A 25908-nucleotide genomic window follows, 5' to 3' on the forward strand; every position below is an offset into this window, starting at 1 on the left:
CAGATGAACAGAAACTTATTGATGAAATACGAAAAGCTACAGCGGATTATATTCTAGGCGAAGAATGGCCAAAGTTATTGGATATATATCAAAAATCTAGTGGATTTGAGAAACTGCTTACATATTTAAAGGATACGGTAAGTGTTAATCACGGGTTAATTGATATTATGACTCCCAATTACGACAGAGTGATAGAAACATTATGCGATAAGTGCGGGATACAGGTCATCACAGGATTTTCAGGAGAGATATTTCAAAGATTTGAACCTCTAAGGCTGAAAAAGCCAAGTGATTATTACGGAGGGCATAATTGTTGCATAAGATTATTTAAACCGCATGGATCAATAAATTGGATTAGTAATAGTAATGGAGAACTACTTATTAATGATTTAGCTTATTTGTGGAAGCACAGAGATGACATTGAAATAATAGCTCCTGGAGGTCCAAAATATGAAGCTGGAATGACAAATAATACATTTAGAATTATGCGTGAAGATTTTAATGAGCTGATATCCGAAATGAATGAGCCATATTCTTTGTTGATTTATGGATATGGCTTTAATGATACACACTTTAATACGGTATTATATCAGAATACTAAGAAAAATGTATTGATTCTTTCAAAAGATATAAAAGAAGAGGTTTTGGAAAAAGCTAAAAATAATCATATGGTTACCGCTTTTTTTCAAAAAGATTCCAAAAATTTTATGATCTATAAAGGAGAACAAATCGAAATAGATAAGAGTCTATGGAATATGGATGTCTTTGTGATGCATTATTTGCGAAGAAAGCGGATATAGAAAAAGATTTTGGCGCTGATTTGTTTTTGGAAAGGCTGGATGAGAAGAAGTCTTGCCGTATATCTGCTCGTCTGGAAGGAGTCAATGTTAAAGATAGAGCTGATTGGGACAAAATGATTAAATTCCAGTGCGATACCATGCCAAGATTTTATGATGCACTTCATGACAGATTAGGCGCCGCAAAGAAGAGTATTTAATAGATATAATTCTTGCGTGAGAGTCTTTTGAAGGGGAGTATTCAAATGTTTAGAAAGAGTGAGAAGGTACTTAAGTATAATGAAACCGTTTAAGGATTATGAATTAAGAAATGTATTGGGAAATCAATATAAAGCTATAAATGAGAAAATAGATAAGCTTTCAAATGAAGAGGTTATGGCAAATGACCTAGATGTTCTGACGGATAATTTGTATCAAGAATTTTATATTGAACCAGTTACAGTTGAAGAGGAAGATTTTGAAAAGAGAAGTATAGTTCAGTGCAAAATAAGGAAATACATAGATCCATTCTTTAGGATTGAGTATGATAAGGAATACGTAGTTGTTGATGGAATTATAGCAAGCTTTTTTTATCCGTATTCTGGCGATGATGTTTTGTTTAAGTGCCAGGCTTCAACATTTTCATTAGGTGGATATCCGGAGATAACGCTACATAATGGATATTTAATCATTAAGGCAGAAAGAGCTCTAAATGAAATGAATGGAGATGGAGCTAAAGATAGGTTGCTAGCTGCAGTCAAAGATGAGCTAGATGATGTAAAAAAGGGATTGGGATTTGCTAATTCTGATGTAAACACCTTTAATAATAGCCTTAGAAGATACATTAGCGAAGCAATTACAACAAGAAAAAGTAAAGTACAATCATTTTACAATATAGCGCAGATGTTTGAAGTTCCGATAGAAAAGAAGGAATATGCTCGAAAACATGTCCCTTTAGAGAGAAAAATTGTTCCAATAGCGCATAAATATGATAGTGAATCTTATTACAATGTTTCTGATTCGGATTACAAAGATGTTCTTGGTACATTAAAGCATACTTTATCTACATATGAGAGAACACCAGAATCATACAAATCTATGCAGGAAGAAGATTTGAGAAATACTCTTCTTGCAACATTAAACGCTACATACAAAGGTACAGCGACAGGAGAAACGTTTAGACGAAAAGGAAAAACTGATATTTGCATAGAGCAAGAAAATAGAGCAGCTTTTGTTGCTGAATGTAAAATATGGAAGGGAGCTAAGGCATTAACAGATGCGGTTGACCAGCTGGATGGCTATCTTACATGGAGAGATTGTAAGACTGCTTTGATTGTATTTGTAAGACAAAAAGACTTTATTAAAGTGCTTGAAAAAGCAAAAGACGCACTTAATAATTTTGAGAATATGCGATCCTTAAGGGAACTGGATAAGAATGAATTTGAGTGTGTGTATATCTCGAATTCTCATCCAGGGCAATTAGTGAAAATGAGAGTTATGTTGTTTGATCTTAGCTATGATGAGTGATGAAATTATTAAAGATGGGCAGGGCAGGTTTCGAGTGCCGCAGGATGGACGGCTTTCCTTGCGTATTCCGCAGGAACTTATACCGGTTTGCCCGGATGATGGCGGCCCTGTTGCCATGAATCTGCGGGCAGATGATACTTTTGTAGAGGATGCTGGCTGGCAGGCGGCGGCAGAACGCTATGCGGCTTATCTCAGCGCCCATGAAGGCCGGAAAATTCTCTTTTGGGAAATTGGTGTAGGTGCCAATACGCCCATGATTATCAAGTATCCTTTCTGGGCAATGACTGCGGAAAATCCTCAGGCTGTTTATGCCTGTCTGAACTTTGATGAGGCAATATGCCCGGAAAAGATACGCATACGTTCAATCTGTATAGATGGTGATAGTAGCGATGTGTTGTCAGCTATAGTATGACATATTCCAGTGCAAATGAGTCTGTAGCATACACCGTTTGCAAAATTTTTACCTTATTAACAATAAATATATTAGCAAAGGGGGTGCAAAATCCCCACCGAGGGGGTGCAAGGGGGTTCATCGTTAATAGAGTATAGGGGGTGCATCGTTATTTTGTATCAAAATTAGTGGTAAAGGGGAGTGTATGAGCGAGAGGATGAAGGATATATCGCATACCACAATTTATAATTGACTTTTTGTGAATTGTGAATATGATTGAGGAAGACACATAGCAAGGATTTTGAAAGCAAAAATGGCGTAGTTAAGCCATTTTTGCTAGTGTATGCTCCACGCATGTGGGGATGCCCCCCCAGATGATTCGACAGCTTTTCTCGTCCCAACGTATGTCCCACGCATGTGGGGATGAACCGGACAAATACCTATGCTCTAAAAGAGACAAAGAGCATTATATAGGGAGATGAGAATATGTGCTTTCGCAGGCATTGCGGGGAGTATCCGGTTGGTTGGATGTAATCGAAGAGGCCGAACGGAAAGGAAAACTCATATTATACCATAATGGGAGTGGTTTTGTGGTTGCGGGAAAAATTTTGCAAAATCTGACAAGTCAATTTGACTTGTCAAGGATGGGGCTGAGCTGTTTTATATGATGACAGCTAATCACTCCATTGCTATATATTCCAGCAAAGAAAAAGCGGCCAGCGCACACGATGACATGCGTTGACCGTTCATAGGTATAAGAAAAGCCCCTTGGTAGCTACTCCAAGGGGCTTCGCTCATTGCTCGATATTTATTACCTTTAGCTACAACTATTATATCATATCTTGATAATTTAGCAACGATAATATAAAATAAAGCATGCTGCGGATCATATCCCTTACCGTAGTGAAGGGAGGTGAGCTCGTTGTTCGATGATATTTATTACCTTTTTCTGTCGGTTATAGCAGGTGTAATCAGCTACTACATCTGCAAGTGGCTGGATCGGCAGTGACGCAGCAACAGCACGAATGCTCTGAATAGCTACCAGAGCGAAGGCCCGGCCGGTTGGTCGGGTTTTTTGATTATGTCAATCGTGTCAGTAGGTGGGGAACTTTTTGTGGTAAAATGTGTATCATCTAGCACCGAGTTGTAGGAGAATACTCAATTATGCTATACTAAAAAGGTTACAAGTTTTCTTTTATTGGAGTGAACCTTTCGATGATTGGATTTTTGCGAGGGCAGGTGGCGGCGCTTAAGGCTGACTATTGTTTGCTCGATGTGAATGGCGTGGGGTATCGGGTCTTTGTGGCCGGGTCTACGCGGAATAAGCTGCGGTTAAACGAAGAGACGCAGCTCTTTACCTATATGAATGTCTATCAGGATGGCATTACGCTTTATGGGTTTGCCAGTGAGGATGAGTACGATATTTTCCAGCTACTGATTGGCGTGTCGGGGATTGGCCCGAAGGTGGCGCTGGGGATTCTGTCGTCGATTACGGTGGAGGGCCTTTGCAAGGCGATTCAGAATAAGCAGGCTACGGTGCTGACGAAACTGCCGGGGATTGGTAAGAAGTCGGCGGAGCGCTTGATTTTGGAGCTCAAGGACAAAGTAGGCTTTGCTACCAGCGATGTGGAGGAAGTCTTGACGCTGGATATGGAAGGCGCTGTGGGCGATGATATCATCAGTGAGGCGCAGGCGGCGCTGGTTGCGCTGGGCTATAGCCAGGCGGAGATCGCACCAGTGCTTAAGCAGGCCTCGAAGTGCAAGACGACGGAGGAAATCATCAAACTGGCACTCAAGCAGCTGAATAAATTTTAAAGGGGGGCTGAGGCTTGGCAGAAGAAGATTTTTACGATATGGATATTGACGATGGCCGCATCGTGGCGATGGATGAACAGCGTGCCGATGATTGGCAGTACAGCCTCCGCCCGCGCAAGTTAAGTGAGTATATCGGCCAGGATAAGGCCAAGAAGAACCTCGATATCTTCATCAAGGCGGCGATGAACCGCGGTGATGCACTCGATCATGTGCTGTTATACGGCCCGCCGGGCCTTGGCAAGACGACGCTTGCGGGCATCATCGCCAATGAGATGGGCGTGAATTTCCGCCAGACTTCGGGGCCGGCTATCGAGCGGCAGGGAGATTTGGCGGCGCTGCTCACGAATCTGCAGGAGCACGATGTGCTCTTTATCGATGAGATCCACCGCTTGTCGCGCAGTGTCGAGGAGGTTCTTTACTCGGCGATGGAGGACTTTGCGCTCGATATCATCATCGGCAAGGGGCCAAGTGCCCGCTCGATTCGTCTCGACATTGCGCCGTTCACGCTGATCGGTGCGACGACGAAGGCGGGGTCACTGGCGGCACCGTTGCGTGACCGCTTTGGCATTATTTCGCGGCTGGAGTATTACACGCCTGAGGCTTTGGTGAACATCATCAAGCGCGCGGCCGAGATCCTGGAAATCCCCATCGAGGAGCGCGGTGCTTTGGAGATTGCGCGTCGTTCGCGCGGGACGCCGCGTATCGCCAACCGCCTGCTGAAACGCGTGCGCGATGTGGCGCAGTACGAGGGGCAGGATGTCATCACCGATGAGCTGGCGGATAAGGCGCTGTCCTTGCTCGAGGTCGATAAGGCTGGCCTTGACCATACGGACCGGCGCATGCTGTCGACGATGATCAAGAAGTTTGGCGGCGGCCCGGTGGGGCTTGATACGCTGGCGGCGGCTATCAGCGAGAGCACGGATACGATCGAGGATGTCTATGAGCCCTTCCTTATCCAGCTGGGCTTTGTCAACCGCACGCCGCGGGGCCGCGTGGTCACTCGGGCTGGCTATGAGCATATGGGCATAGCCTATCCGGAATAAGGGAGAGAAACGATGAAACTGCTTTTACATATGTGCTGTGGGCCGTGTGCGTGCTATCCGGTCAAGAAATTGCGCGAAGAGGGCATCGAGCCGGTGGGGTATTTTTTCAATCCGAACATCCATCCGTATACCGAGTGGGATAACCGGCTCAAGACAGCGAAGGAATTTGCCGAGAAGGTCAAGATGGAATTCCATGCCGATGAGAACTATCGGCTGCGGGACTTCTTGAAAAAGGCGCTGCCAGCGGAGGCAATGCCCAATGGCCGCTGTACGATGTGCTATACCTGGCGGCTGGAGGAGGCGGCACGCTTTGCGGCGGAACATGGCTTTGATGCTTTTACGTCGACGCTTTTTTACAGCATCTACCAGCAGCACGATTTGATGAAGCGCACGGCCGAGAAGTTTGCGGCGCAGTATGGCGTGACGTTCTATTACGAGGATTTCCGTCCTGGCTGGCAGGAGGGCATCGACATCAGCCATGAGCTGGAGCTTTACCGCCAGCCTTACTGCGGCTGCATCTTCAGCGAGGAGGAGCGTTACAGCAAGGCTATCCGCAAACAGCGCCGCAAGGAGAATAAGGCGAAGAAGCGGGCTCGGCTAGAGGCGCAGGCACGCAAGGAAAAGGAGCAGGAAAATGAGAAATAGTGAGGCGTTTCTTCGCTATATTGTTCGTCAACTTCTGCTTATTGTATTGGCGGCTTTTTTGCTTGGTGGTTTTATACCGGTGGCAGAGGCTTCTTGGCAGCCTGAATTGTTGGTGGGCCTGCAAAAGGGTGCGGTTTCGGTGCAGGTTTCTGCAGATTCGGCTATCGTTATTCGCGATGTTGCCACGAGAAAAGTCCTTGCCAAGAAGTCCGCAGGGGTGACTTTGCCGGTGACTTTCAGCCCGGGAACGTTTCTCGTAGCAGGCAAGAAAATAGCGGCAGGTACGGCAGGAATTGATTTTGTCGTTGAGGATGAGCGTCAGCTGGCATCACAAGTCAGCCGTATTGATGGTAAGGCTTACCGTGGCGCAGTGCGTCTATTGCCAGCGGGGAATGGTTTTACCGTTATCAACCGTGTGACGACGGAAGAGTATTTAAAGGGAGTGGTGCCAGAGGAGATGCCTCCGGAGTGGAACAAGGAGGCTGTCAAGGCACAGGCTGTTGCCGCCCGAAGCTTTGCCCTTAGCCATCGGAAACGTCATAGTAAAGATGGCTATGATCTTTGCGCGACGACCCATTGTCAGCAGTACCAAGGAATTCGGGCCGAGCGGGCTCGTAGTTCAGAGGCCATCACGGAAACGCATGGGGAAGTGTTGACCTTTCAGGGAAAACCGATTGAGGCGCTATTTCATACGGATTCTGGTGGCATGACCGAGAATAGTGAAGCGGTATGGGGGAGCAGGATTCCCTATCTGCGGGCAGTAAAGGAACTGCATGCAAAATCGTATCCCTGGGATAAAAATATTTCCGTGGAACAGTTTACGTCAATTCTCGCAAAGCACGGCAAGGATATCGGTATGCTCAAAACTTTGACGTTGCCGCCCATTACCTTCGGCAAAACAGTGGCGGGCAGGACTTCTGCAGGGCGCACTGCTCAAGTGAGATTTAACGGCACGAAGGGGACTGTGGTAGTCAGTGGCAATGACCTTCGAAGCTGGTTCGGCCTCAAGAGCACCTTGTTTGAAATGACGCTTAAAGGCAGTGTCGTGATGATTCATGGCTATGGCTGGGGACATGGACTAGGTCTTTCGCAATGGGGAGCTAGGGCACTGGCCGATGAGAAGGGGTATAAATATCCGGCGATTCTTGATTATTATTATCAGGGAACGATTCGAAAGAAATTATATTAAGATAGATTGAAGGAAAAAGTTATGTTATTACTCTCAGATTTTGATTATGATTTACCAGAAGAGCGCATCGCACAGGTTCCTATTGAACCGCGTAATGCTTCGCGGCTGATGGTACTCGATCCGGTGGAGAAGACCATCGAGCATAGACACTTTTATGACCTCAAGGAGTATCTGGAGCCGGGGGATACGCTGATTTTCAATGACACGCGTGTCATGCCAGCCCGCCTTATCGGTCATCGCGACCAGACGGGCGGCAAGGTCGAGGTGTTCCTGCTGCGCCGTCTCGACGCCACGCATTGGGAGACGCTCGTAAAGCCAGGCAAAAAGGCCAAACCGGGCAATGTCATCAATTTCAGTGATGAGCTTTCGTGCACCGTTACGGATCATACGGATTTTGGCGGCCGCATCGTCGAGTTCAAATTCGACGGCGTATTCGAGGAAATCCTCGACCGTCTCGGCGAGACGCCGCTGCCGCCGTATATCCACGAGAAACTCGAGGATAAGGAGCGCTATCAGACGGTTTATAACCGTGAGGAAGGTTCGGCCGCTGCACCGACGGCAGGCCTGCATTTTACCAAAGAGCAGATGCAGGAACTCAAGGATATGGGCGTGAATCTCGGCTTTGTCACACTGCATGTTGGTTTGGGGACGTTCCGTCCGGTAAACTGCGAGGATATCCAGAAGCATGACATGCACAAGGAGTTCTACCGCATTTCTGATGAGACGGCCAAGCTCATCATGGATACGAAAAAAGCCGGCCATCGCGTCATCGCGGTGGGTACGACGAGCATCCGCACGCTTGAATCTGCCGCCGATGGCAAGAATGAAATCAGCGGCAAGAGCGGCTGGACGCAGATTTTTATCTATCCGGGCTATGATTTCAAGATTATCGATGGCATCGTAACGAACTTCCATCTGCCGAAATCGACGCTGATTATGCTAATCAGTGCTTTCGGTGGCCGCAATTTCGTGCTCGATGCTTATAAGAAGGCTGTGGAGATGAAATACCGCTTCTTCAGCTTTGGTGATGCGATGTTCTTGCGCGTGCAGCAGCCAAAAGACGAAAGAGACAAAGAGCTGGCGGAGCTTGAAGCCAGTCATCAGACGGAAGATTAACGATAAGACCCTAGCAGCTTATGCTAGGGCCTTTTAAACAGAAGATGGGAGGTGCTTGCGATGGAGAAAATAGAATCCGATCGATGGGACAAACTCAATACCGCGCAGCGGGAGGCTGTTACCACGACGGAAGGCTATGTGCGGGTGCTGGCAGGGGCTGGTTCGGGCAAGACCCGGGCGCTTAGCCAGCGGTTTGCCTATCTGGTCAATGAGATTGGCATCATGCCGGGCAATATCCTCTGCGTGACTTTTACGAATAAGTCGGCTACGGAGATGCGCAAGCGGATTCACTTGCTGACGGGGGATAACGATACGGGCTATATCAATACATTCCATGGCTTTTGCGTGTCGGTGCTGCAGGAGGACAGCTATGCGGTGCAGTATCCCAAAAGCTTTCTGGTGCTCGACAACAGCGATATCGATGCGATGCTGAAGATTATCTATGAGGAGCGTCACTTGTCCTTGCGGGATATGACCTTTGCCAAGGCCAGGGATATGATCGAGGTGCGGAAAATTTTCACGGAGCCAGCGTATTACGAGGATATGATTGCCTTTTCGCTTGACGGTATCAAGGAAAAGTACGAGCGGGCCGTGGAGCCAGCCGATATTATCTTCTATGGTTATCTGTATCAGGAAAAGAAGTGCTTTGGGCTTGATTACAACGACCTCATAAAGTTTACGCTCTATATCTTCGAGCAAAAGGAAGAACTGCGGCTCAAGTGGCAGCAGCGGCTCGAATACATCATGATCGATGAGTTTCAGGATATCGATGAACTCCAGTACCGGCTCATGAAGATACTTTGCGGTTATCATAAGAATCTCTTCGTTGTCGGCGATCCCGACCAGACCATCTATACCTGGCGCGGGGCCAATATCCGCTATCTGCTGGATTTCGATCAGGAGTTTTCACCTGCTAAGACCATCTATATAATGGAAAACTATCGCTCGACGCCGGAAATCCTGGCGGTGGCCAATGACCTCATCGCCCATAACCGCAACCGCATCGAAAAGAATCTCCGTCCGACGCTTCCATCGGGGCAAAGCGTGCTGTGCGCCAGCAACGATTCGCCCGAGGAAGAAGCCAACTGGATTGCCCAGGAAATCGCGAAGCTTCACGAACAGGGCGTGCCATATCGTCAGATCGCGGTGCTCTACCGTGCGCATTATCTGACGCGCTCGCTGGAAGAAGTCTTTTTGCAGGCGGAACTTCCCTATACGCTCTACAGCGGCATTCACTTCTTTGACCGCAGGGAAATCAAGGATGCGCTCTCGTATCTGCGCATGATTGCGTACCGGGATGATTTGTCCTTCCTGCGGATTGCCAATGTGCCGAAACGCAATTTGGGCGAGCGGCGTATGGCGTTTTTACAGGAGTATGCCGGGCAGAATGGCTGCAGTCTCTATAAGGCCTTGAAGGAAAATCTCGACAAGGATTTATTTAAACGGACCAAGGCCAGCGCCTTCGTGAATCTTATCGAGGAGTTTGCCTCGTCCTATCGTGGCCGGCCGGTATCGGAGGTGCTGGCGGCACTGCTTGATGCGAGCGGCTATGAGGCAATGCTGCGCACCGAGGGCAGTCAGGAGCGGCTTGATAACCTGGCAGAGCTCAAGCAGGCGGTCTACGAATACGAGACTTCCTGTGGCGAAGAGGCGCTGCTTGAGGATTATCTTTCGCGGGTGGCCTTGCTCACCAATAGCGATATGGCCGAGCAAGGGGATAAGGTAAAGCTCATGACCGTGCATGCGGCTAAGGGGTTGGAGTTTCCCTATGTGTTCCTCTGCGGACTCAATGAAGGAGTCTTCCCATCGCGCAAGACGCGGACGCAGCAGGCCATGGAGGAAGAACGGCGGCTAGCCTTTGTCGCCGTGACCCGTGCTCAGAAACGCCTGTACCTATCGGCGGCCTCGGGACTGAATTTTGATGCCTCGCTTAGGTATCCTTCGCGGTTCTTGCTGGAACTTGATGATGCACTACTCGAATACGCGCGGCCTGTCGCGGAAAGCATGCGGCAGGATGCCAAGGCGTATATCCGGGATATGGACCGGCGTATGGCGCAGGCCAGTGCTCCGAAAAAAGCAGCCTTTGCCAAGGGCGATAAAGTCATGCATCGCATTATGGGGGATGGCGAGATTTTGGACATCAACAGCGAGAAGGGAGCCTATGTGATAAAGTTTGCCGATATCGATACGCCACGGGAAATCTCGTTCAAGGCCAAGCTGGAAAAGATTTTATAATCACGCTATAATATTGGTGTGCAATAATGAAGAGCAATTGTCATTCGCGTGAAATAAAGGAGGAATTTTATGGCAATGTTGATTGGTGTCATGATCTTGAATCTGGTCATCAGCTTTTTGAATGCCCGCAATGTCGGACGCATCTGGGCAGAATCCAAGGCTGTTGGCGGCTGGATTCGCTTGCTGGCATGGTGCGGTGCCATCCAGTCAGCGGTGGGCTTTACCTTTGTCTATGCGATCGTCGTTTCGTACATCGCGGTATCGACGGGGTATCTGCCGGCCAGCATGCTGGGACTGCTGTCGAGCCTCATCTACCTGATGATTATCGTACCGGCAATCGGCTCGGGCATCATCATCACGATTCAGTCGTGGATAAACTTCGCCCGGGAAAAATCGCTGATGAATCTTGGGGTTGCTGGCTGGAATACGTTTGCCCAGGCTTATAATACGTACAATGCCATCCAGAGCTTTGGCCCGGCGCTCGATACGGTACAGGAAGGCCTTGGCGGCCTCTTCGATGGCGATGGCGATTCCGATAACTCGACGATGCGCGTCCTGCTGCTCGCCGCAATCATCCTGCTGGCTGGTGTCATGACGACGACGGTTATCATCCGCCGGTATGAGGCAAGCCTGCCGGTGTCTGAGGCGGTCCGCAGCGGCAATCGCGACCTCGAGTACCGTTAAAAAAAGCATCCAGCTCAAATCGGCTGGATGCGGACAATATGGCTAAGGTCGATGCGCGTGCCATCTTCCAGCAGAAGCTGCTGGCATGTGCAGTCGAGACGTTTGATGACGGCGGTTCGCGTTTCATAGCGGCCGCCGTCTTTGTATGCGTCGGCCACAAAATAAGTAATGGTCGTCTGGCGCGCAGGATTCGTGAGAACCTGCTGAAGCTGGCGGTCTAGCAATTCCTGTTCGTCTTCGGCAAGATTCGGGGGTGGCAGCGTGACGCGGGCGCTTTCCCGCACGGCCTCTTCGTAGCCGGTCAGCGCCGCAAACGGCGAAAACTGTGCGGCCCGCTTCGCTAGCGGCATCGGTGGATGGCGCTTCGAGACAGGACGTGGCAGGTGGATAATATCGTCGTAGTTAGTTGGCTGAGTTTCCTTCATGCGCGATGCCCTCCAATCTGATTGTTGCGGCTGATGGCCGTGGCACCTTCCTGCAGATTGGCGCCCTTTAAGATGGCATTCTTGCCAAAGCGCTTCTTGAGGGCAACGATGGTCTGCTGGATGGCGGTTTCTTTGACTTTTGACAAGTCAACTTCGTCCTTGGCTGCCGGTTCAGCGAACAGGTCAAGTTCAGCTGGCGGCGGAGCGGCTTGATAAGATGCCTGCGCAATGGTATCGCCAAAGGTGATGGTAAGGCGGCGCACGAGCAGATTTTTATCGGCAATCTCGGCAAAAAGTTCGCGGACGGTTTGCCGCAGCAGGGAGGAAGATGCCGTTGGCGTGGCAAAATACCTGCTGCCATGGGCGGGCTTGGGCACCATGCGGCCATAGTGGTCACGGTGCAGGGGACCGCGGTAGCCTTGGTGCGTGTTTTCGCTATCATAGCCGATGTCAAGGATGAGCTGGCCGGTCAATAATTTCTTGTCGACAAGCTCCAAGGCTAACAGGTCTGTCATTTCCCAGGCCACGAGAGCGGCTTTGTTGTAGGGATAGGGGCTTTGGAGCACCTGGCCGGAGCCGATGCTTGTGGCCGCTGGCTTATAGGCTTTGATGGCGGCCATCGTGCAAGGTTCATAGCCCCAGGCATGGTCGATAAGCAGCTCGGCATTGACGCCAAAGAGGCGGTAGAGCAGCTCTTCGTTATGGAAATCCGTGGCCTTGCCCAGGGAACAGCGGGCGATATCGCCCATGGTATAGAGCCCGTGCTGCTCGAGTTTTTTGGCATAGCCGCGGCCGACGCGCCAGAAATCAGTCAGCGGGCGGTGGTTCCAAAGCAGTTGGCGGTAGCGCTTTTCATCGATTTCGGCAATGCGGACTCCGTTGGCATCGGCTGGCAAGTGTTTGGCAACGACATCCATGGCGACTTTGCAAAGATAAAGGTTGGGGGCGATGCCAGCGGTGGCGGTGATGCCAGTTTCTGCATAGATTTCGTCGATTAATTTCTGCGTCAATTGACGGGCGGTTAGCTGGTAGGTCTTTAGATAATGCGTCACATCGATAAATACTTCGTCAATGGAATAGACGTGGATGTCTTCGGGAGCGATGTAGCGCAGGTAAATTTGATAAATTTGGGTGCTGACTTCCAGATAGCGGGCCATGCGTGGGACGGCAGTATGATAATCGATAGCTAGTTCTGGATGGACGGATAGTTCGCTGGCCCTGGCGGATTTCCCACGAAATCGATGTTGGGGCGCAAAAGCCAGCCGTTTTTGATTGGCTGTTGCAACCGCATGAACGACTTCAAAGAGCCTGGCTCGTCCAGGGATCCCGTAGGCTTTTAGCGAGGGGGATACGGCCAGACAGATGGTTTTATTGGTTCGTGATGCATCGGCAACGACGAGGTTGGTATCCAGAGGATTTAAATCTCGATCATGACATTCCACCGACGCATAGAAGGATTTGAGATCGATGGCGACAAAATACGAGGGGATTGTCATACGGCGCCTCCTTTCGTTTTTTTCATCTTAGCAGAAAAACAAACAGAATACAAGTTCTATTCAAACGGGCGTGGAACCTGTGTACTTGAAATAGCGGAAAAGCTATGGTATCATCTTATACTTATAGGAGGGAATCGTATGAATCATCTAAAGAAAATTCTTGTCTTGAATGCCATCGGCATCGCTTTGTTTCTGAGTTGGTACTTGCCGGGAAACAGCGGTTTTTGGTTTGAACTGGATAAAGGCGTGTTCTTCTTTTTCAATCACCTGCTGGGAGAGAATACGGCATTCCTCTATTTGGTGGCATTTACCAATTTACGCCCGTTTGATGTGGTGGCCTTCCTGTTCATGCTCGGAATTTTTTACAGCTACTACCGCAAACAGGACATCAAGGGAAAGCGTTGGATGCTGGCCATGGGGGCGACGATGCTGGTTTCGGCGGTCATTGCCAAGCAGTTTGATTTGTTCCTAAGCATGGAGCGTCCTAGTGCCTCGAAGTTCTTTACGTTGATGGGGGAAAACGTGCTGCGCGTATCGGAGCTTTCCGGCTGGCCCGCTAAAGATTGGTCGTCGTCAAGTTTCCCTGGTGATCATGGCATGTTTTTACTTATCTTTTCTTTTTTCATGTTCCGGTATTTTGGCTGGCGCGCTTTTTTAAAGAGTGTTGCTGTCGTATTGGTCTTTTCTCTGCCGCGCATTATGTCTGGCGCGCATTGGGTTACCGACATTGCCGTTGGGGCGGCTTCGGTCAATTTTATTGTCCTTAGCTGGATGCTTTTGACGCCGGCATCGGATTATGTCATTCAGGCGATTTTGAAGCATTGGCCTAAGAAACTCTTGAAAGATGACGTTTCGACAAATTGTTAGAAAAATGTTGACAAGTCAAAAAAATGGGCGTATAGTATTATTTGTCCTTGATGGACGGGGCCGATTGGTCCGTTAGAAGGAATGACTCACTAGCTCAACTGGCAGAGCAACTGACTCTTAATCAGTAGGTTCACGGTTCGATTCCGTGGTGGGTCACCATTGAGATTTATAGCTGTCCGCTTCGGGCAGCTTTTTTCATTTGTAAGGAGGAAAGACTTTTGCGTATCCTTTTATCCAACGATGATGGCATTGAAGCACAGGGAATTGAAGCTTTAGTACGTGCCCTTCATACGAACCATGAAGTAATCGTTTCGGCACCGATGTATCAGCAAAGCGGCATGGCGCATGCCTTGACAGTAGGCACTCCGATGGAAGTGAAACACAATAGTCGTCTCGAAGAGACTTATGGCATCACTGCTATCGCTGTAGATGGTACGCCGACGGACAGCGTCAAGATTTACCTGGAAGCGATAGCCGGCGGTAACAAGCCGGATTTAGTGATTTCAGGCATTAACCATGGCGCGAATCTGGCAACGGACATCCTGTATTCGGGGACGGTGGGCGCTGCGATGGAGGGATTCCTTCATGATATTTCTGCCTTTGCTTTGTCCGTGGATATCGACAGCAGTCTGTCATATGAGGAAGTGGCCGAAATTTTTGCCGCTGACTTGTCAAAGTTGACAAGTCAAAAAAAGAAGCCATTCTTTTATAATGTCAATTTCCCCAAGAAGCTGAAAGATGGTAAGGCACAGTATGTATTTGGACGTCAGGGAAAACGCGATTATATCAACGCGTTTAACCGCGAGGAAAAGAGCGGTCATGTTTTCTATACGATTTCGGGGGAAATATATGATACCGATAAAGGGAATGCAACGGACCTCTTTGCCATTGAGTCCGGCTATATCTCTATCACTCCATTGATTACGGACCTCACCGATTATGTCGAACTCGATGAATGGCTAGAAAAATGAGTGGCGGCAAACAGGTTTTCGTGATAAAATAAATTAGATTATCGTGCTATTGAGGGAGGTATTTCTATGGAATCCATGATTCGTGATATCAAACTGGCTCCGTCGGGCCATGATAAGATTGAATGGGTAAAGAATTTCATGCCGGTTATGGCAGCTATCGATGAAGAGTTTTCGAAAACAAAACCCTTTGCAGGCAAGAAGATGGTCATTACCCTGCACCTCGAAGCCAAGACTGCCTATATGGCCGAAATTTTCCAGCATGCGGGTGCTGAAGTTGCTATTACGGGCAGCAATCCGCTTTCCACGCAGGACGATATTGCTGCGGCTCTTGTGGAAGATGGCTTAAACGTCTTTGCTTGGCATGGATGCACGGAGGAGGAATACTTCACTTTTATCGATAAAGCACTCGATATTAAACCGGATATCATCATTGACGATGGTGGAGATTTGGTTCATTTGTTGCACACGAAGCGCCGAGAACTTTTGGAAAACATTATCGGCGGTTCTGAAGAGACGACGACGGGAGTTCATCGCCTGCGCGGCTTAGCCAAAGAAGGAAAACTCGAGTTTCCGATGATTGCCGCTAACGATGCCTATATGAAATTCTTATTCGACAACCGCTATGGAACAGGGCAGAGTACTTGGGACGGCATCATGCGCACGACGAATCTCGTCATTGCGGGGAAAAATGTCGTTATCTCCGGTTATGGCTGGTGTGGCAAAGGTGGTGCTATGCGTGCTCGGGGCCTGGGGGCAAATGTCATTATTACGGAGGTCGATCCAATTAAGGCGATTGAGGCTGTATTCGATGGCTTCCGCGTCATGCCGATGGATGAAGCGGCAAAGGTTGGCGATATTTTCCTGACGCTTACGGGCGATAAGGATGTCATTCGTGACCGTCATTTCGCTGTCATGAAAAATGGGGCGATGATGGCCAATTCTGGTCATTTTGACTGCGAGATCAATATTCCAGAACTTGACCGTGCGTCGGTTTCGCGCCGTACGGTCCGCAATAACATCGAAGAGTTCAAGATGGCTGATGGACGCAAGCTCTACTTGCTGGCCGAAGGCCGTTTGGTCAATCTGGCGGCGGGGGACGGCCATCCGGCTGAAATCATGGATTTGTCCTTTGCGGTTCAGTTCTTCTCGGCTATACACTTGCTGGAGCATGGCAAGGATATGAAACCAGATGTCTATTTGATGCCGGAAGAAATCAATACAAAGATTGCCGAACGCAAGCTCAAGGCACTGGGCGTGTCAATCGATGTACTGACGCCGGAGCAGCGGGCATATTTGAATCTGGAATGATTCCCTGTAGAAGGGATAGTAATAGAAATGGAGTAAGAGACATGAAGATGTTAATCAAAAACGTCACGACGGTATTGCCCGATGGCAGCACGCCCGTGACCAATATCCTAATCGATAAAAATCAGATTGCTGGTATTGGAGAAGTCCCTGAAGATTTCCGATCGGCTAGGGTGATTGATGGAACCAATCATTTGGCAATCCCAGGGTTCGTTAATGCACATACCCATGCGTCCATGACACTGCTGCGAAGCTATGCGGATGATATGGCTCTGATGGATTGGCTCAATAAGGAGATCTGGCCGGCAGAGGCTAAGATGACGGACGAGGACATTTACTGGGGTGCTATGCTGGCCATGCTCGAAATGGTTCGTACGGGTACCACGACTTATGCTGACATGTATGGCCCCCGGATGGATCGGGTAGCAGAGGCTACGATTGATGCCGGCCTTCGCGGCGTTCTTTCCCGTGGCATTATCGGCGTTGCTCCGGATGGTGAGCAGAAAATCCATGAAAACGCGGAATTATTCCGCCAGTATAATGGTGCAGCGGATGGCCGTTTGAAGGTCATGTTCGGTCCTCATGCTCCCTATACTTGTCCGCCAAAATTCTTGGAGAAGGTGGCAGCAGCAGCCCAGGAACTTGGGGCGGAAATCCACATTCATATGCATGAGACCTTGGATGAAGTCAACGGTTCCTTGAAGGAATATGGAGAGCGTCCGTTCACTTGGGTAGAGAAGACGGGCCTCTTTGATGGCAAAGGTGTTTTGGCAGCGCATTGTGTCCATCTTGAAGATAGTGACTTTGCCGTCATCAAGAGACATAATATCCGCGTAGCCCACAATCCTGGCAGCAATATGAAGCTGGCCAGTGGTGTGGCTCCGGTAACGCGCTTGCTGAAAGAGGGGATTGTAACGGCATTAGGTACTGACGGTGCCTCCTCCAACAACAATCTCGACATGCTGGAGGAAGTAAATCTTGCGGCAATGCTTCATAAGGTCAACGAACACGATCCATTGGCTATTCCGGCCTTTACGGCATTGCAGATGGGAACGGAGTTCGGTGGCAAGGCCGTTGGTATTTCGGATATCGGACGCCTGGAGAAGGGCTATAAAGCGGATATCACCCTCTTGAATATGCAGGGACCTGCTTGGTGCCCACGGAATAATCCGGTATCGTTACTGGTTTATTCTGCAAATGCCAGTGCGGTGGATACGGTCATTGTCGATGGTAAAGTTATCATGGAAAAGAATGAACTCAAAACCCTCGATGAGGAACGCATTATCTTTGAGGCACAGCGTTGTGCTGAACGCATCACAAAATAATAAAACTGTCAGGAGCTGCCTTCTCTTTTGGGAAGGCATTCCTTTTGTATTAACTGGAAAGAAAGAGGTGATCCCTTGAAAAAGAAGACAACGGAACGGAAAACGACACGTCGGCGTAAAAATGCGGGCAAGAAGCCTGTGGCGGCGAGTTCGAATCCGGGCCGTAAGTACGAACTGGCAGGCCTTGCATTTGTGGCTATTGGGCTCATTTCAATCTGTGGCTTGTTCGGGCTAAATGTCGGCTTTGTCGGGGTTTATTTTGCGAAAGTCCTGCATTATTTGTTTGGTGTAGGCGCTATTATTATATCGTTGCTGATCCTGTTGATTGGCTATCAGTATATGGCCAAGCATCACGGCTTGGTTTATTCGCCGCGCTTTTTTGGCATGGGCCTTTTGTTTTTGTCTGTGCTGGCCATTTGGCATCATTGTGTCATTCCTGCAGGTCAGGAAATCATGCCGGATAATCTGCCTCGTGGCGGTGGCCTGGCAGGTGGGGGCTTTTTATTTGTCCTGCGCAAATTCTTTGGTGTCGATGGCTCAATCATTCTGTTGGGAGCTGGCACTATTGGATCTATTTTGCTGTCCACGACCTGGTCGCTTGCAGCTGGCTTATTGAAAACGCAGGAAACTGCGGCCAAAGGGGCTAATGCGGCTGGTGAGGCGGTTTCGGTTGCTTATGAAAAGGTGGCCGATGTCAGTGGACGCATGGAGGAACGCGTTGTCGATGCGGTAAAAGAGAAGATGAAAAATTCCTTTTATAATCAGGAAAACGATAAGCGTTTTGCGGAATTAAAGGAAGCAGCAATGCCGACAGCGTCTACTGAGGAAGGCCGCTATGGACTGGAGGCAGAAGTGCCTGGAAGAGCAAAGGCGGTCGCAGAAGAGACGTCGATGCAAGACGAGAATCATAAGCCACATTTCACGATAGAATACGGTCGTGGAAACGAGGATGAGCCAGAAGTGCCAGCGAATCATGTGGTGGTTCCCAAAACAGAGCCTATTGTTGCGCCGTCGCCAAAGCCCATGAAAAAGAATCCGACACCGATGCCGGAGTACGGCGAAATTGCGCCGATTATGCCAGCAGCCGCAATTCTCGACGGTTCAGAAGCGGCCGCCAAAGCTGCGGAAAATGCGCCCAAAATCGTGCAAAAGCCCTATGAATTGCCGAAAATCACGGAACTTCTGTCGAAGCACGCGAAGAAGAAAAATGCCGCGTTGGAACGGGAAATTGCGGACAACGCGATAACGCTTCAGCAGACCTTGGCTGACTTTAAGGTCAAGGCAAATATCATCAATGCTTGTCATGGACCGGCAGTTACCCGTTATGAATTGGAACCGGCTCCGGGGGTTAAAGTTAGCAAGATTACGAATCTGGCGGATGATATTGCCCTGCGGCTAGCAGCGTCATCGGTACGCATTGAACAGATCCCGGGGAAATCCGCGATTGGCATCGAAGTGCCCAATAAGGAGCTGGAGGGCGTCCAGCTGCGTGAGGTGCTTGAAAGTCCTAAGTTTGATTCGGCAAAATCCCGTCTAACGGTTGGACTGGGTATGGATATCGGTGGTCAAGCTATTTTTGCCGATCTTGGCAAAATGCCACATCTCTTGGTGGCGGGTGCTACTGGTTCGGGTAAATCGGTCTGCATCAATACGCTGATTACGAGTATTTTGTTTAAGGCGAAACCAGACGAAGTGAAATTCATCCTCGTTGACCCGAAGATGGTGGAACTTTCGGGCTATAATGGCATTCCCCATTTGATGGTGCCAGTTGTCACCGATCCGAAAAAAGCCGCTTCGGTTTTGAACTGGTCGGTTCAGGAAATGGAGAAACGCTATTCCCGTTTTGCGGAGAACAACGTCCGCAATATGGAAACCTATAATAAGAAATTTCCCGAGGATAAAATGCCGGCAATCGTCATCATTATCGATGAGTTGGCGGATCTCATGATGGTTGCGCCTCATGACGTCGAGGATGCAATCTGCCGTTTGGCTCAAAAGGCCCGCGCAGCTGGTATTCACATGGTCTTAGCGACTCAGCGTCCGTCGGTAGATGTCATCACGGGTATTATCAAGGCCAATATCCCATCGCGGATATCCTTCGCTGTCTCGAGCCAGATTGATTCGCGCACGATTCTTGACCGCAGTGGCGCTGAAAAGCTGCTCGGCAAGGGTGATATGCTCTTTTATCCGGTGGGAGCTTCAAAGCCACGCCGTGTACAGGGCGCTTTTATCAGTGATGATGAAGTCGAGGGCCTCTTGGAATTTATCCGCTCACAGGGGCAGGAAATGGAGACCAATGAAGAAATCGTCGCCTTTACGGAACAGGCGATGGCCGAGCAAGCTGCAGAGGAAGAAGGCGGTGCCAATAAGGCGCCGAAAGTCGATGAATTATTGATGGATGCCGTAAATCTCGTTATGTCGACGGGACAGGCTTCGTCGTCTAGTATTCAGCGACGGTTCCATATTGGCTATACCCGAGCGGCTCGCCTTATCGATACGATGGAGGAACTCCATATCGTCGGGCCCAATATGGGCAGTAAACCACGAGAAATTCTCATGACTACGGAGCAGGCAATTGAGGCAGCTGCCAGCCTGCAGTAAACGGATACAAAAAGGTAAGGGATGAATGGTGACACATGGTTTTTAATGGCAAATTTTGCCGGCAAGTGATTCGGGACATCGTAATGTCCAGCATGGCGGTAGAAATTTTATCGGCCTCGTTGGCTAGCGCGGCCAGTATTCCGGCCGACTCGTCCTATATCCAATACTTTGGCCGCTGGGACAAACAACCTCAGTGCCAAGTCACTGGGCAGGGGGCTGTATACATCAAGGCAAACTTTACAGGGACCAGCTTAAAGGCGGATCTTGGCGGCAGTCAAGAGGTTTGGTGGCGGGTTAGCATCGACAACGGGCCATTTCGCCGCTTTAAAGCTTCGGGAAAACAGACGGTATTAGCAGAGCATTTAGCCAAGGGCGCCCATAAGGTTTTACTCGTGCGTTCGACGGAAGGAGAAGTGGGGCTTAGTACCTTTGGGGGCTTTCGACTGGACAAAAGGGCAAAACTTTTGCCACCTGACAAGTTGAAATCCCGGCGACTGGAGTTCGTCGGAGATTCCATTACGGCAGGAGCCTTTAACGACCGTATGCAACCGGGAAAATACCACGATAAAGAGGATAATAATCAGGCTTATGGTCCTATTTTGTCGCGCATGCTCGGGGCAGATTATAGCATCTTGGCTCGTTCGGGCGAAGGGGTGGTCATGAATTATCGGGAAAAGGACCCGAAAACAGAGCTTCATACAGCGGGCCGCTATGTCCGGACGTTCTGCGAAACCCAAAATCCCGAAGAGTATAATCCCTTTTGGGACAGTCGAAAATTTCCGGTGGATGCCGTGATCGTTTCGATTGGTACCAATGATTTTTCCTTAAATCATGAACCACCGGGGCGCTATTATTTTGAGAGTGGATATCGCAGTCTTTTACAGGAGATTCGTACCATGAATCCCGGTAAGCCCATCATCTGTGTGGCGCCGATTCCGTCTATCATTGGCACGAAATGTGCCAACTGGGAAGCCAATGCAGTCCAAACCTTAAAAGAAGCGGGGGAAAAAGATCTCTATTTCATTCCGGTAAATGATGAGGGGCCGCTGCTTTCCTCAGATGATTTTGCTGGCGATGATACGCATCCGATAGACAAAGGTCATCAAAAGATTGCCGAATTCTTAAAAGATAAGGTAGCCACTATCTTAGGATGGAAATAAAACGTTTCACAAGTGCTCGAATTTGTGCTAAAATATTTAGCTAGATATTGTTAAAATACAACAGTGAAAAATCACTGCTGAAAATACCTATATGGGGGTAGATTTTTTTGAAGTACATGAGTGGTAATGAACTGCGTGAAGCTTATTTGCAGTTCTTTTCCGAGAAAAAAGGCCATCTGCGCCTGCCGAGCTTTTCGCTGATTCCAAAGGATGACCCGACGCTCCTCTTGATTGGTGCTGGTATGGCTCCGTTGAAACCGTTCTTCACGGGCAAAATGAAGCCGCCTCGCACTCGCGTCACGACGAGTCAGCGCTGCGTGCGTACAGGAGATATCGAAAACGTTGGACGTACGGCGCGTCACCAGACTTTCTTCGAGATGCTGGGTAACTTTTCGTTTGGCGATTACTTCAAAGGTGAGGCTATCCCTTGGGCTTGGGAATTCCTGACGGAAGTTGTCGAGCTGCCGAAGGACAAACTTTGGGTAACGGTTTATCCGGATGATGATGAAGCAATCGAAATTTGGAAATCCCAGCCAGGTTTCCCGCAGGATCATATCGTAAAACTCGATGACAACTTCTGGGAAATCGGCCCTGGTCCTTGTGGCCCGGACTCTGAGATTTACATCGATCTTGGCGAAGATCGCGGTTGCGGCTCGCCGGACTGTGCTGTCGGCTGCGACTGCGATCGTTATCTGGAAATCTGGAATCTCGTATTTACCCAGTACGATAAACAGGAAGATGGTTCCTATGCGAACCTGGCACACAAGAACATCGATACGGGCTGCGGCCTTGAGCGCTTGGCTTCAGTTGTTCAGAACAAGAAGACCAACTTCGAGACGGATCTTCTCTATCCGATTATCGAATACACGTCGAAGGTTTCTGGTATCGCTTACGGCGAAGATGACGAAAAGGATGTTTCCCTTAAGGTTATCGCCGATCATGCCCGCTCGATGGCTATCATGATCATGGATGGCATTCTGCCGTCCAATGAGGGCCGCGGCTATGTCCTGCGCCGTATCCTGCGTCGTGCCATCCGTCATGGCCGCATGCTGGGAATCAAGGACAAGTTCCTGGAAGGTGCTGTCGATGCAGCCGTAAATATTTATCGTGGTGCCAAAGACTTTGAGGAACTTGTCAATAAGGCCGATTACATCAAAAAAGTTATCAGCATTGAGGAAGATCGCTTTGCTGCTACGCTGAACCAGGGTATGGAACTCTTGAACGGTGAAATTGAAACCGTTAAAGCAGCTGGCAAAAAAGAGCTGGATGGCGAAGTTGTCTTCAAACTCTACGATACATTTGGATTCCCGTGGGAACTCACGGAAGAAATTCTGCACGAAAATGGCCTGGACCTCGACAAAGAGGGCTTCGAGAAAGCCATGGACGAGCAGCGCACGCGTGCCCGTAACGCTCGTGCCGAAAACACTCGTGTTGCTGTACCGGATCTTTCAAGCATTGATGTCAGCAAGCTGCTGGTGGATGAGACGGCTACGGAAGGAAAAGTCGTTGCCATCTGGAAAGACGGCGTGCTCGTCGATGAAATTACGGATGGGCAGGAAGCTGGTATCATTCTCGACAAGACGCCGTTCTACGCAGAAGGCGGCGGACAGGTCGGTGATGAGGGCATGTTCATCAGCGAATTTGGCCGCATCAAGGCGGTTAATGCCAAGAAACTGCCGGATGGCACGGTCTATCATGAAGCTTATGTCGAAGAAGGTCAGCTGAAAGTTGGCGAGACGGTCAAGATTGAAGTCGATCAGGTGAAGAAACTGGCATCAGCTCGTAACCATACGGCTACGCATCTCTTGCAGGCCGCCCTCAAACAGGTTGTCGGGGATCAGGTCAACCAGGCGGGTTCTTCCGTTACGCCGGAGCGCCTGCGCTTTGACTTTACGAACTTTGAACCGGTTACGGCTCAGCAGCTGGCGGATGTAGAAGAACTCGTCAACAACGAGATCCTCAAAGGCCAGGATGTTGAGATTTCTCATATGAGCATTGAGGAGGCCAAAGAGGCAGGGGCTATGGCACTGTTCTCCGAAAAATACGGCGACGTTGTCCGTGTCGTTAAGGTCCCAGGGTTCTCCATGGAACTTTGCGCTGGTTCTCATGTCAAGAACGTCGGTCAGGTTGGCATGTTCAAAATTGTCAGCGAGTCCGGTGTCGCTTCGGGTGTTCGCCGTATTGAGGCTATTACGGGTAAAGCTGCCCTCGATTATGTCAATGGCAAGCTGGCAGTTCTTTCGGAAGCTGCTTCCCTGCTCAAGACGAAAGAGGAAGAGGTGCCCGCTCAGATTGAGAAGGTACAGGCAGAGAGCAAAGAAATGAGCAAGCAGCTCGCAGAAGTTGCCGAGATGCGCGAAAAAGCTGATGCTCAGAACCTGCTGGCCGGTCTCAAAACCATCAAAGACGTCAATGTTGTCTGTGGCAAATCCAATGCAGCCAGCATGGATGAACTTCGCGATGTAGCGGATATGACCAGCTCCAAGATTGAATCTCCGAGCGTCGTTGTCCTGGCTTGTGCGAATGATGGCAAGGTTAATCTCGTGGTTAAAGCAGATAAGGCTGCCGTCGCCAAGGGAATCCATGCCGGTAAAATCATCAAAGAAGCGGCTCAGACTGTCGGTGGCGGCGGTGGCGGCCGTCCGGATATGGCACAGGCAGGCGGTAAAAATGCTGAGGCATTGCCGAAGGCCTTTGATAAAGCGGTAGAAGTAATTGAAAGCCAGCTGGGCTAATCCAAGAAATAAGTGAACAGACTCCCTCTTTTTTGAGGGAGTCGTTCTTACTTTGCGAAGGAGGTTCCGGCAATGGAAGTCGATATTACAAATAAGGCAAATAAAGTTATTCGTTTCGGCCTTATCGGATTGGTGTTACTGGCAGTTATCGTCAGCACGGGTGTTTACTATTATCAACACCATAATAAGACTTTGACCATCTATGATGCGCAAATTACTGGCGATATCGTGCAGGCTAAGGCAAAGTCTCCTGGTAAAATTACTGAGATTGTGGTAAGTGATGGTGACCATGTAGAAGCTGGTGATGTAATCGCCCGTATGGAATCCAGCATCACTGATGAACAGATTCAGCAGCTGGAGCAGAATGTCAAATTGGCACAACAAAGTCTCGAGCAGCTCAAAAAAGGTGCTACGATGACACTGCCTGCAGCGCCGCAAGCACAGACGCCTAGTGCACCTACCTATAGTGCTAGTGCCCAGCGCGAAGTGGCCAGACTGCGGGCAAAGCTTGCCAATATGCGGGCAAATCCTGATGCATATTCGCGGCGGGAAATGCAAAATGTCCAGTCAGAATTAAATGCCGCGCAGGCTGCCGCAGTGGTGCCAGCGGCCCCATCGGTTCCAGCACCAGCTTCGGTTACGCCAAGTGCTCCGCCAAATCCGGATATCATCAAGCAGGCCGAACTTCAGGTACAGGTTGCAGAAGCTGCTTTGGCAAACGCCAAGGAGGCGCAGCAAGCGACAGATATCTTGGCGCCAACAGCGGGAACGGTTATGCTTATTGATGATTTGGCCGAAGGATCTGAAGTAAAAGCAGATCAGGTTGTTGTCAATCTAATGGATCCAGAGAACGCATGGCTTGAAGCCAAGGTAACGCCGGAACAGGCGAAAAACATTCGGCTCGGTCAGTTTGCAGCCTACGAACTCGACAATCACAAGCTGCAAGGTTCGGTGCGGGATATTGTTGAACCGTCAACCGATGAAAATACGGAGCAGGATGATGGCGACAGCCGGGTTACCCTAAAAATATCGTTGCCATCCGGGTTGGATTTTACCGTTAAACCAGGCATGACGACTACCTTAAAGTTTGCAATCGGCAATTGATTGTCCTGTACAGATAGATATATCGATACAACATTCATAACTTTAATGATTTATTAGCCCTTTGTCATAAATTTCGAATGACAAAGGGCTTTCTTTTTTGAGGGGTCTGTGTTATAATGACAGGTAATTTCACAAACTAAAGGAATAAAGACGGAAAGAATAACAGGAGGATATTATCATGGTAAATCCAAAACTGAAGGACAAGCTGAATGACCAGCTTTGTCAGGCAGTTCTTTCGCTGAATAATATCGATGAGTGCTATCAGTTTTTTGAAGATATTTGCACGATCAGCGAATTGAAATCAATGTCTCAGCGATTAGAAGTCGCGCGGATGTTAAAGGCAGGTCATACCTATGATGAGATAGTCGAGCAGACCGGCGCTAGCACGGCGACAATCAGCCGCGTCAAGCGATGCCTCAATTATGGTGCTGACGGGTATAAGACAGTTCTGGAGCGGCTGCCTAAATCCGAGTAACCGCATAGGAATATAAGTGATAA

The 25908-nt window shown here is 49.1% G+C and carries 22 protein-coding genes and 1 tRNA gene; 21 read left to right on the forward strand and 2 right to left on the reverse strand.

All coding sequences use genetic code 11. The features are described from left to right. The first annotated feature begins 77 nt into the window (after positions 1 to 77). The 11 genes from T504_RS13605 to T504_RS0102260 all read left to right on the forward strand — a co-directional run bounded on the left by T504_RS13605 (position 78) and on the right by T504_RS0102260 (position 11421). The gene (locus tag T504_RS13605) at positions 78 to 800 is read left to right on the forward strand and encodes an SIR2 family protein (protein WP_051635155.1); all 723 of its coding nucleotides are present in this window, start codon (positions 78 to 80) and stop codon (positions 798 to 800) included. Then, complete coding sequence (locus T504_RS0102215; protein ID WP_033169414.1) at positions 749 to 997, forward strand: DUF4268 domain-containing protein; 249 nt, start codon at positions 749 to 751, stop codon at positions 995 to 997. Before T504_RS13605 ends, T504_RS0102215 begins: the two co-directional genes overlap by 52 nt. Positions 998 to 1076: 79 nt before the next feature. After that, entirely contained in the window at positions 1077 to 2303 is a 1227-nt protein-coding gene (locus T504_RS13750; RefSeq protein ID WP_051635156.1) for a hypothetical protein, read from the forward strand. Further along, positions 2281 to 2715, forward strand: a complete 435-nt coding sequence (locus tag T504_RS0102225; RefSeq protein WP_156033454.1) for an SIR2 family NAD-dependent protein deacylase — start codon at positions 2281 to 2283, stop codon at positions 2713 to 2715. The genes T504_RS13750 and T504_RS0102225 overlap by 23 nt, the downstream gene beginning before the upstream one ends. 1194 nt (positions 2716 to 3909) lie before the next feature. Then, complete coding sequence (gene ruvA, locus T504_RS0102230) at positions 3910 to 4509, forward strand: Holliday junction branch migration protein RuvA (RefSeq protein WP_033169415.1); 600 nt, start codon at positions 3910 to 3912, stop codon at positions 4507 to 4509. Positions 4510 to 4547: 38 nt separating this feature from the next. Next, on the forward strand, positions 4548 to 5552 hold the full coding sequence (ruvB, locus tag T504_RS0102235; RefSeq protein ID WP_033169531.1) for a Holliday junction branch migration DNA helicase RuvB: 1005 nt from the start codon (positions 4548 to 4550) through the stop codon (positions 5550 to 5552). Between the two features lie 12 nt (positions 5553 to 5564). Next, complete coding sequence (locus T504_RS0102240) at positions 5565 to 6197, forward strand: epoxyqueuosine reductase QueH (RefSeq protein ID WP_033169416.1); 633 nt, start codon at positions 5565 to 5567, stop codon at positions 6195 to 6197. After that, positions 6187 to 7386 (forward strand): SpoIID/LytB domain-containing protein, encoded by a 1200-nt coding sequence (locus T504_RS0102245; protein ID WP_051635158.1) that lies wholly within the window; start codon positions 6187 to 6189, stop codon positions 7384 to 7386. The genes T504_RS0102240 and T504_RS0102245 overlap by 11 nt, the downstream gene beginning before the upstream one ends. Before the next feature lie 21 nt (positions 7387 to 7407). Further along, the gene (gene queA / locus T504_RS0102250) at positions 7408 to 8502 is read left to right on the forward strand and encodes a tRNA preQ1(34) S-adenosylmethionine ribosyltransferase-isomerase QueA (RefSeq protein WP_033169417.1); all 1095 of its coding nucleotides are present in this window, start codon (positions 7408 to 7410) and stop codon (positions 8500 to 8502) included. A gap of 60 nt (positions 8503 to 8562) precedes the next feature. Next, on the forward strand, positions 8563 to 10737 hold the full coding sequence (locus T504_RS0102255; protein WP_033169418.1) for an ATP-dependent helicase: 2175 nt from the start codon (positions 8563 to 8565) through the stop codon (positions 10735 to 10737). A 69-nt stretch (positions 10738 to 10806) separates the two neighbouring features. After that, complete coding sequence (locus tag T504_RS0102260) at positions 10807 to 11421, forward strand: hypothetical protein (RefSeq protein ID WP_051635159.1); 615 nt, start codon at positions 10807 to 10809, stop codon at positions 11419 to 11421. 14 nt (positions 11422 to 11435) lie between these two features. Here the strand turns inward: T504_RS0102260 and T504_RS0102265 are convergent, their stop codons facing one another. Together T504_RS0102265 and T504_RS0102270 are read right to left on the reverse strand one after the other, a co-directional pair. Further along, a complete protein-coding gene (locus T504_RS0102265) occupies positions 11436 to 11771 on the reverse strand; it encodes a hypothetical protein (RefSeq protein ID WP_197018670.1) in 336 nt (111 codons plus the stop codon). A gap of 71 nt (positions 11772 to 11842) precedes the next feature. Next, on the reverse strand, positions 11843 to 13342 hold the full coding sequence (locus T504_RS0102270; protein WP_033169420.1) for a Y-family DNA polymerase: 1500 nt from the start codon (positions 13340 to 13342) through the stop codon (positions 11843 to 11845). A gap of 138 nt (positions 13343 to 13480) precedes the next feature. On the opposite strand from T504_RS0102270, the gene T504_RS0102275 reads away from it, so the two are divergent. The 10 genes from T504_RS0102275 (at position 13481) to T504_RS0102320 (ending at position 25885) form a co-directional block, all read left to right on the forward strand. Continuing rightward, complete coding sequence (locus T504_RS0102275; RefSeq protein ID WP_033169421.1) at positions 13481 to 14209, forward strand: phosphatase PAP2 family protein; 729 nt, start codon at positions 13481 to 13483, stop codon at positions 14207 to 14209. A gap of 83 nt (positions 14210 to 14292) precedes the next feature. After that, a tRNA-Lys gene (locus T504_RS0102280) sits at positions 14293 to 14368 on the forward strand. 59 nt (positions 14369 to 14427) lie between these two features. Beyond that, complete coding sequence (gene surE, locus T504_RS0102285) at positions 14428 to 15180, forward strand: 5'/3'-nucleotidase SurE (RefSeq protein WP_033169422.1); 753 nt, start codon at positions 14428 to 14430, stop codon at positions 15178 to 15180. 66 nt (positions 15181 to 15246) lie between these two features. Then, positions 15247 to 16488 carry an adenosylhomocysteinase gene (locus tag T504_RS0102290; protein WP_033169423.1) on the forward strand — a complete coding sequence of 414 codons (1242 nt, stop codon included), beginning with the start codon at positions 15247 to 15249 and terminating at the stop codon, positions 16486 to 16488. A 41-nt stretch (positions 16489 to 16529) separates the two neighbouring features. Continuing rightward, on the forward strand, positions 16530 to 17810 hold the full coding sequence (locus T504_RS0102295) for an amidohydrolase (RefSeq protein ID WP_033169424.1): 1281 nt from the start codon (positions 16530 to 16532) through the stop codon (positions 17808 to 17810). A gap of 75 nt (positions 17811 to 17885) precedes the next feature. Then, complete coding sequence (locus tag T504_RS0102300; protein WP_033169425.1) at positions 17886 to 20411, forward strand: FtsK/SpoIIIE family DNA translocase; 2526 nt, start codon at positions 17886 to 17888, stop codon at positions 20409 to 20411. Positions 20412 to 20446: 35 nt separating this feature from the next. After that, the gene (locus T504_RS0102305; protein ID WP_033169426.1) at positions 20447 to 21571 is read left to right on the forward strand and encodes an SGNH/GDSL hydrolase family protein; all 1125 of its coding nucleotides are present in this window, start codon (positions 20447 to 20449) and stop codon (positions 21569 to 21571) included. A gap of 116 nt (positions 21572 to 21687) precedes the next feature. Then, the gene (gene alaS, locus T504_RS0102310; RefSeq protein ID WP_197018667.1) at positions 21688 to 24306 is read left to right on the forward strand and encodes an alanine--tRNA ligase; all 2619 of its coding nucleotides are present in this window, start codon (positions 21688 to 21690) and stop codon (positions 24304 to 24306) included. A 72-nt stretch (positions 24307 to 24378) separates the two neighbouring features. Next, positions 24379 to 25410: an HlyD family secretion protein gene (locus tag T504_RS0102315; protein ID WP_033169428.1), complete on the forward strand. Its 1032-nt coding sequence runs from the start codon at positions 24379 to 24381 to the stop codon at positions 25408 to 25410. Positions 25411 to 25588: 178 nt separating this feature from the next. Further along, on the forward strand, positions 25589 to 25885 hold the full coding sequence (locus T504_RS0102320; protein WP_033169429.1) for a YerC/YecD family TrpR-related protein: 297 nt from the start codon (positions 25589 to 25591) through the stop codon (positions 25883 to 25885). Positions 25886 to 25908: the final 23 nt, after the last annotated feature.

The organism is Selenomonas sp. ND2010, assembly GCF_000702005.1.
In the GTDB taxonomy this organism is placed as follows: Bacteria; Bacillota; Negativicutes; order Selenomonadales; family Selenomonadaceae; genus Selenomonas_A.

Bases quoted from the DNA above. Each gene is read 5' to 3' on its own strand.
- T504_RS0102270 (WP_033169420.1), bottom strand. From the start codon at position 13,342: ATGACAATCCCCTCGTATTTTGTCGCCATCGATCTCAAATCCTTCTAT.
- queA (WP_033169417.1), top strand. From the start codon at position 7,408: ATGTTATTACTCTCAGATTTTGATTATGATTTACCAGAAGAGCGCATC.
- T504_RS0102245 (WP_051635158.1), top strand. From the start codon at position 6,187: ATGAGAAATAGTGAGGCGTTTCTTCGCTATATTGTTCGTCAACTTCTG.
- T504_RS0102315 (WP_033169428.1), top strand. From the start codon at position 24,379: ATGGAAGTCGATATTACAAATAAGGCAAATAAAGTTATTCGTTTCGGC.
- ruvB (WP_033169531.1), top strand. From the start codon at position 4,548: ATGGATATTGACGATGGCCGCATCGTGGCGATGGATGAACAGCGTGCC.
- alaS (WP_197018667.1), top strand. From the start codon at position 21,688: ATGAGTGGTAATGAACTGCGTGAAGCTTATTTGCAGTTCTTTTCCGAG.
- T504_RS0102320 (WP_033169429.1), top strand. From the start codon at position 25,589: ATGGTAAATCCAAAACTGAAGGACAAGCTGAATGACCAGCTTTGTCAG.
- T504_RS0102305 (WP_033169426.1), top strand. From the start codon at position 20,447: ATGGTTTTTAATGGCAAATTTTGCCGGCAAGTGATTCGGGACATCGTA.
- T504_RS0102275 (WP_033169421.1), top strand. From the start codon at position 13,481: ATGAATCATCTAAAGAAAATTCTTGTCTTGAATGCCATCGGCATCGCT.
- T504_RS0102255 (WP_033169418.1), top strand. From the start codon at position 8,563: ATGGAGAAAATAGAATCCGATCGATGGGACAAACTCAATACCGCGCAG.
- T504_RS0102265 (WP_197018670.1), bottom strand. From the start codon at position 11,771: ATGCCGCTAGCGAAGCGGGCCGCACAGTTTTCGCCGTTTGCGGCGCTG.
- T504_RS0102240 (WP_033169416.1), top strand. From the start codon at position 5,565: ATGAAACTGCTTTTACATATGTGCTGTGGGCCGTGTGCGTGCTATCCG.
- T504_RS0102215 (WP_033169414.1), top strand. From the start codon at position 749: ATGGAATATGGATGTCTTTGTGATGCATTATTTGCGAAGAAAGCGGAT.
- T504_RS0102290 (WP_033169423.1), top strand. From the start codon at position 15,247: ATGGAATCCATGATTCGTGATATCAAACTGGCTCCGTCGGGCCATGAT.
- T504_RS0102260 (WP_051635159.1), top strand. From the start codon at position 10,807: ATGGCAATGTTGATTGGTGTCATGATCTTGAATCTGGTCATCAGCTTT.
- T504_RS0102295 (WP_033169424.1), top strand. From the start codon at position 16,530: ATGAAGATGTTAATCAAAAACGTCACGACGGTATTGCCCGATGGCAGC.
- T504_RS13750 (WP_051635156.1), top strand. From the start codon at position 1,077: ATGAAACCGTTTAAGGATTATGAATTAAGAAATGTATTGGGAAATCAA.
- ruvA (WP_033169415.1), top strand. From the start codon at position 3,910: ATGATTGGATTTTTGCGAGGGCAGGTGGCGGCGCTTAAGGCTGACTAT.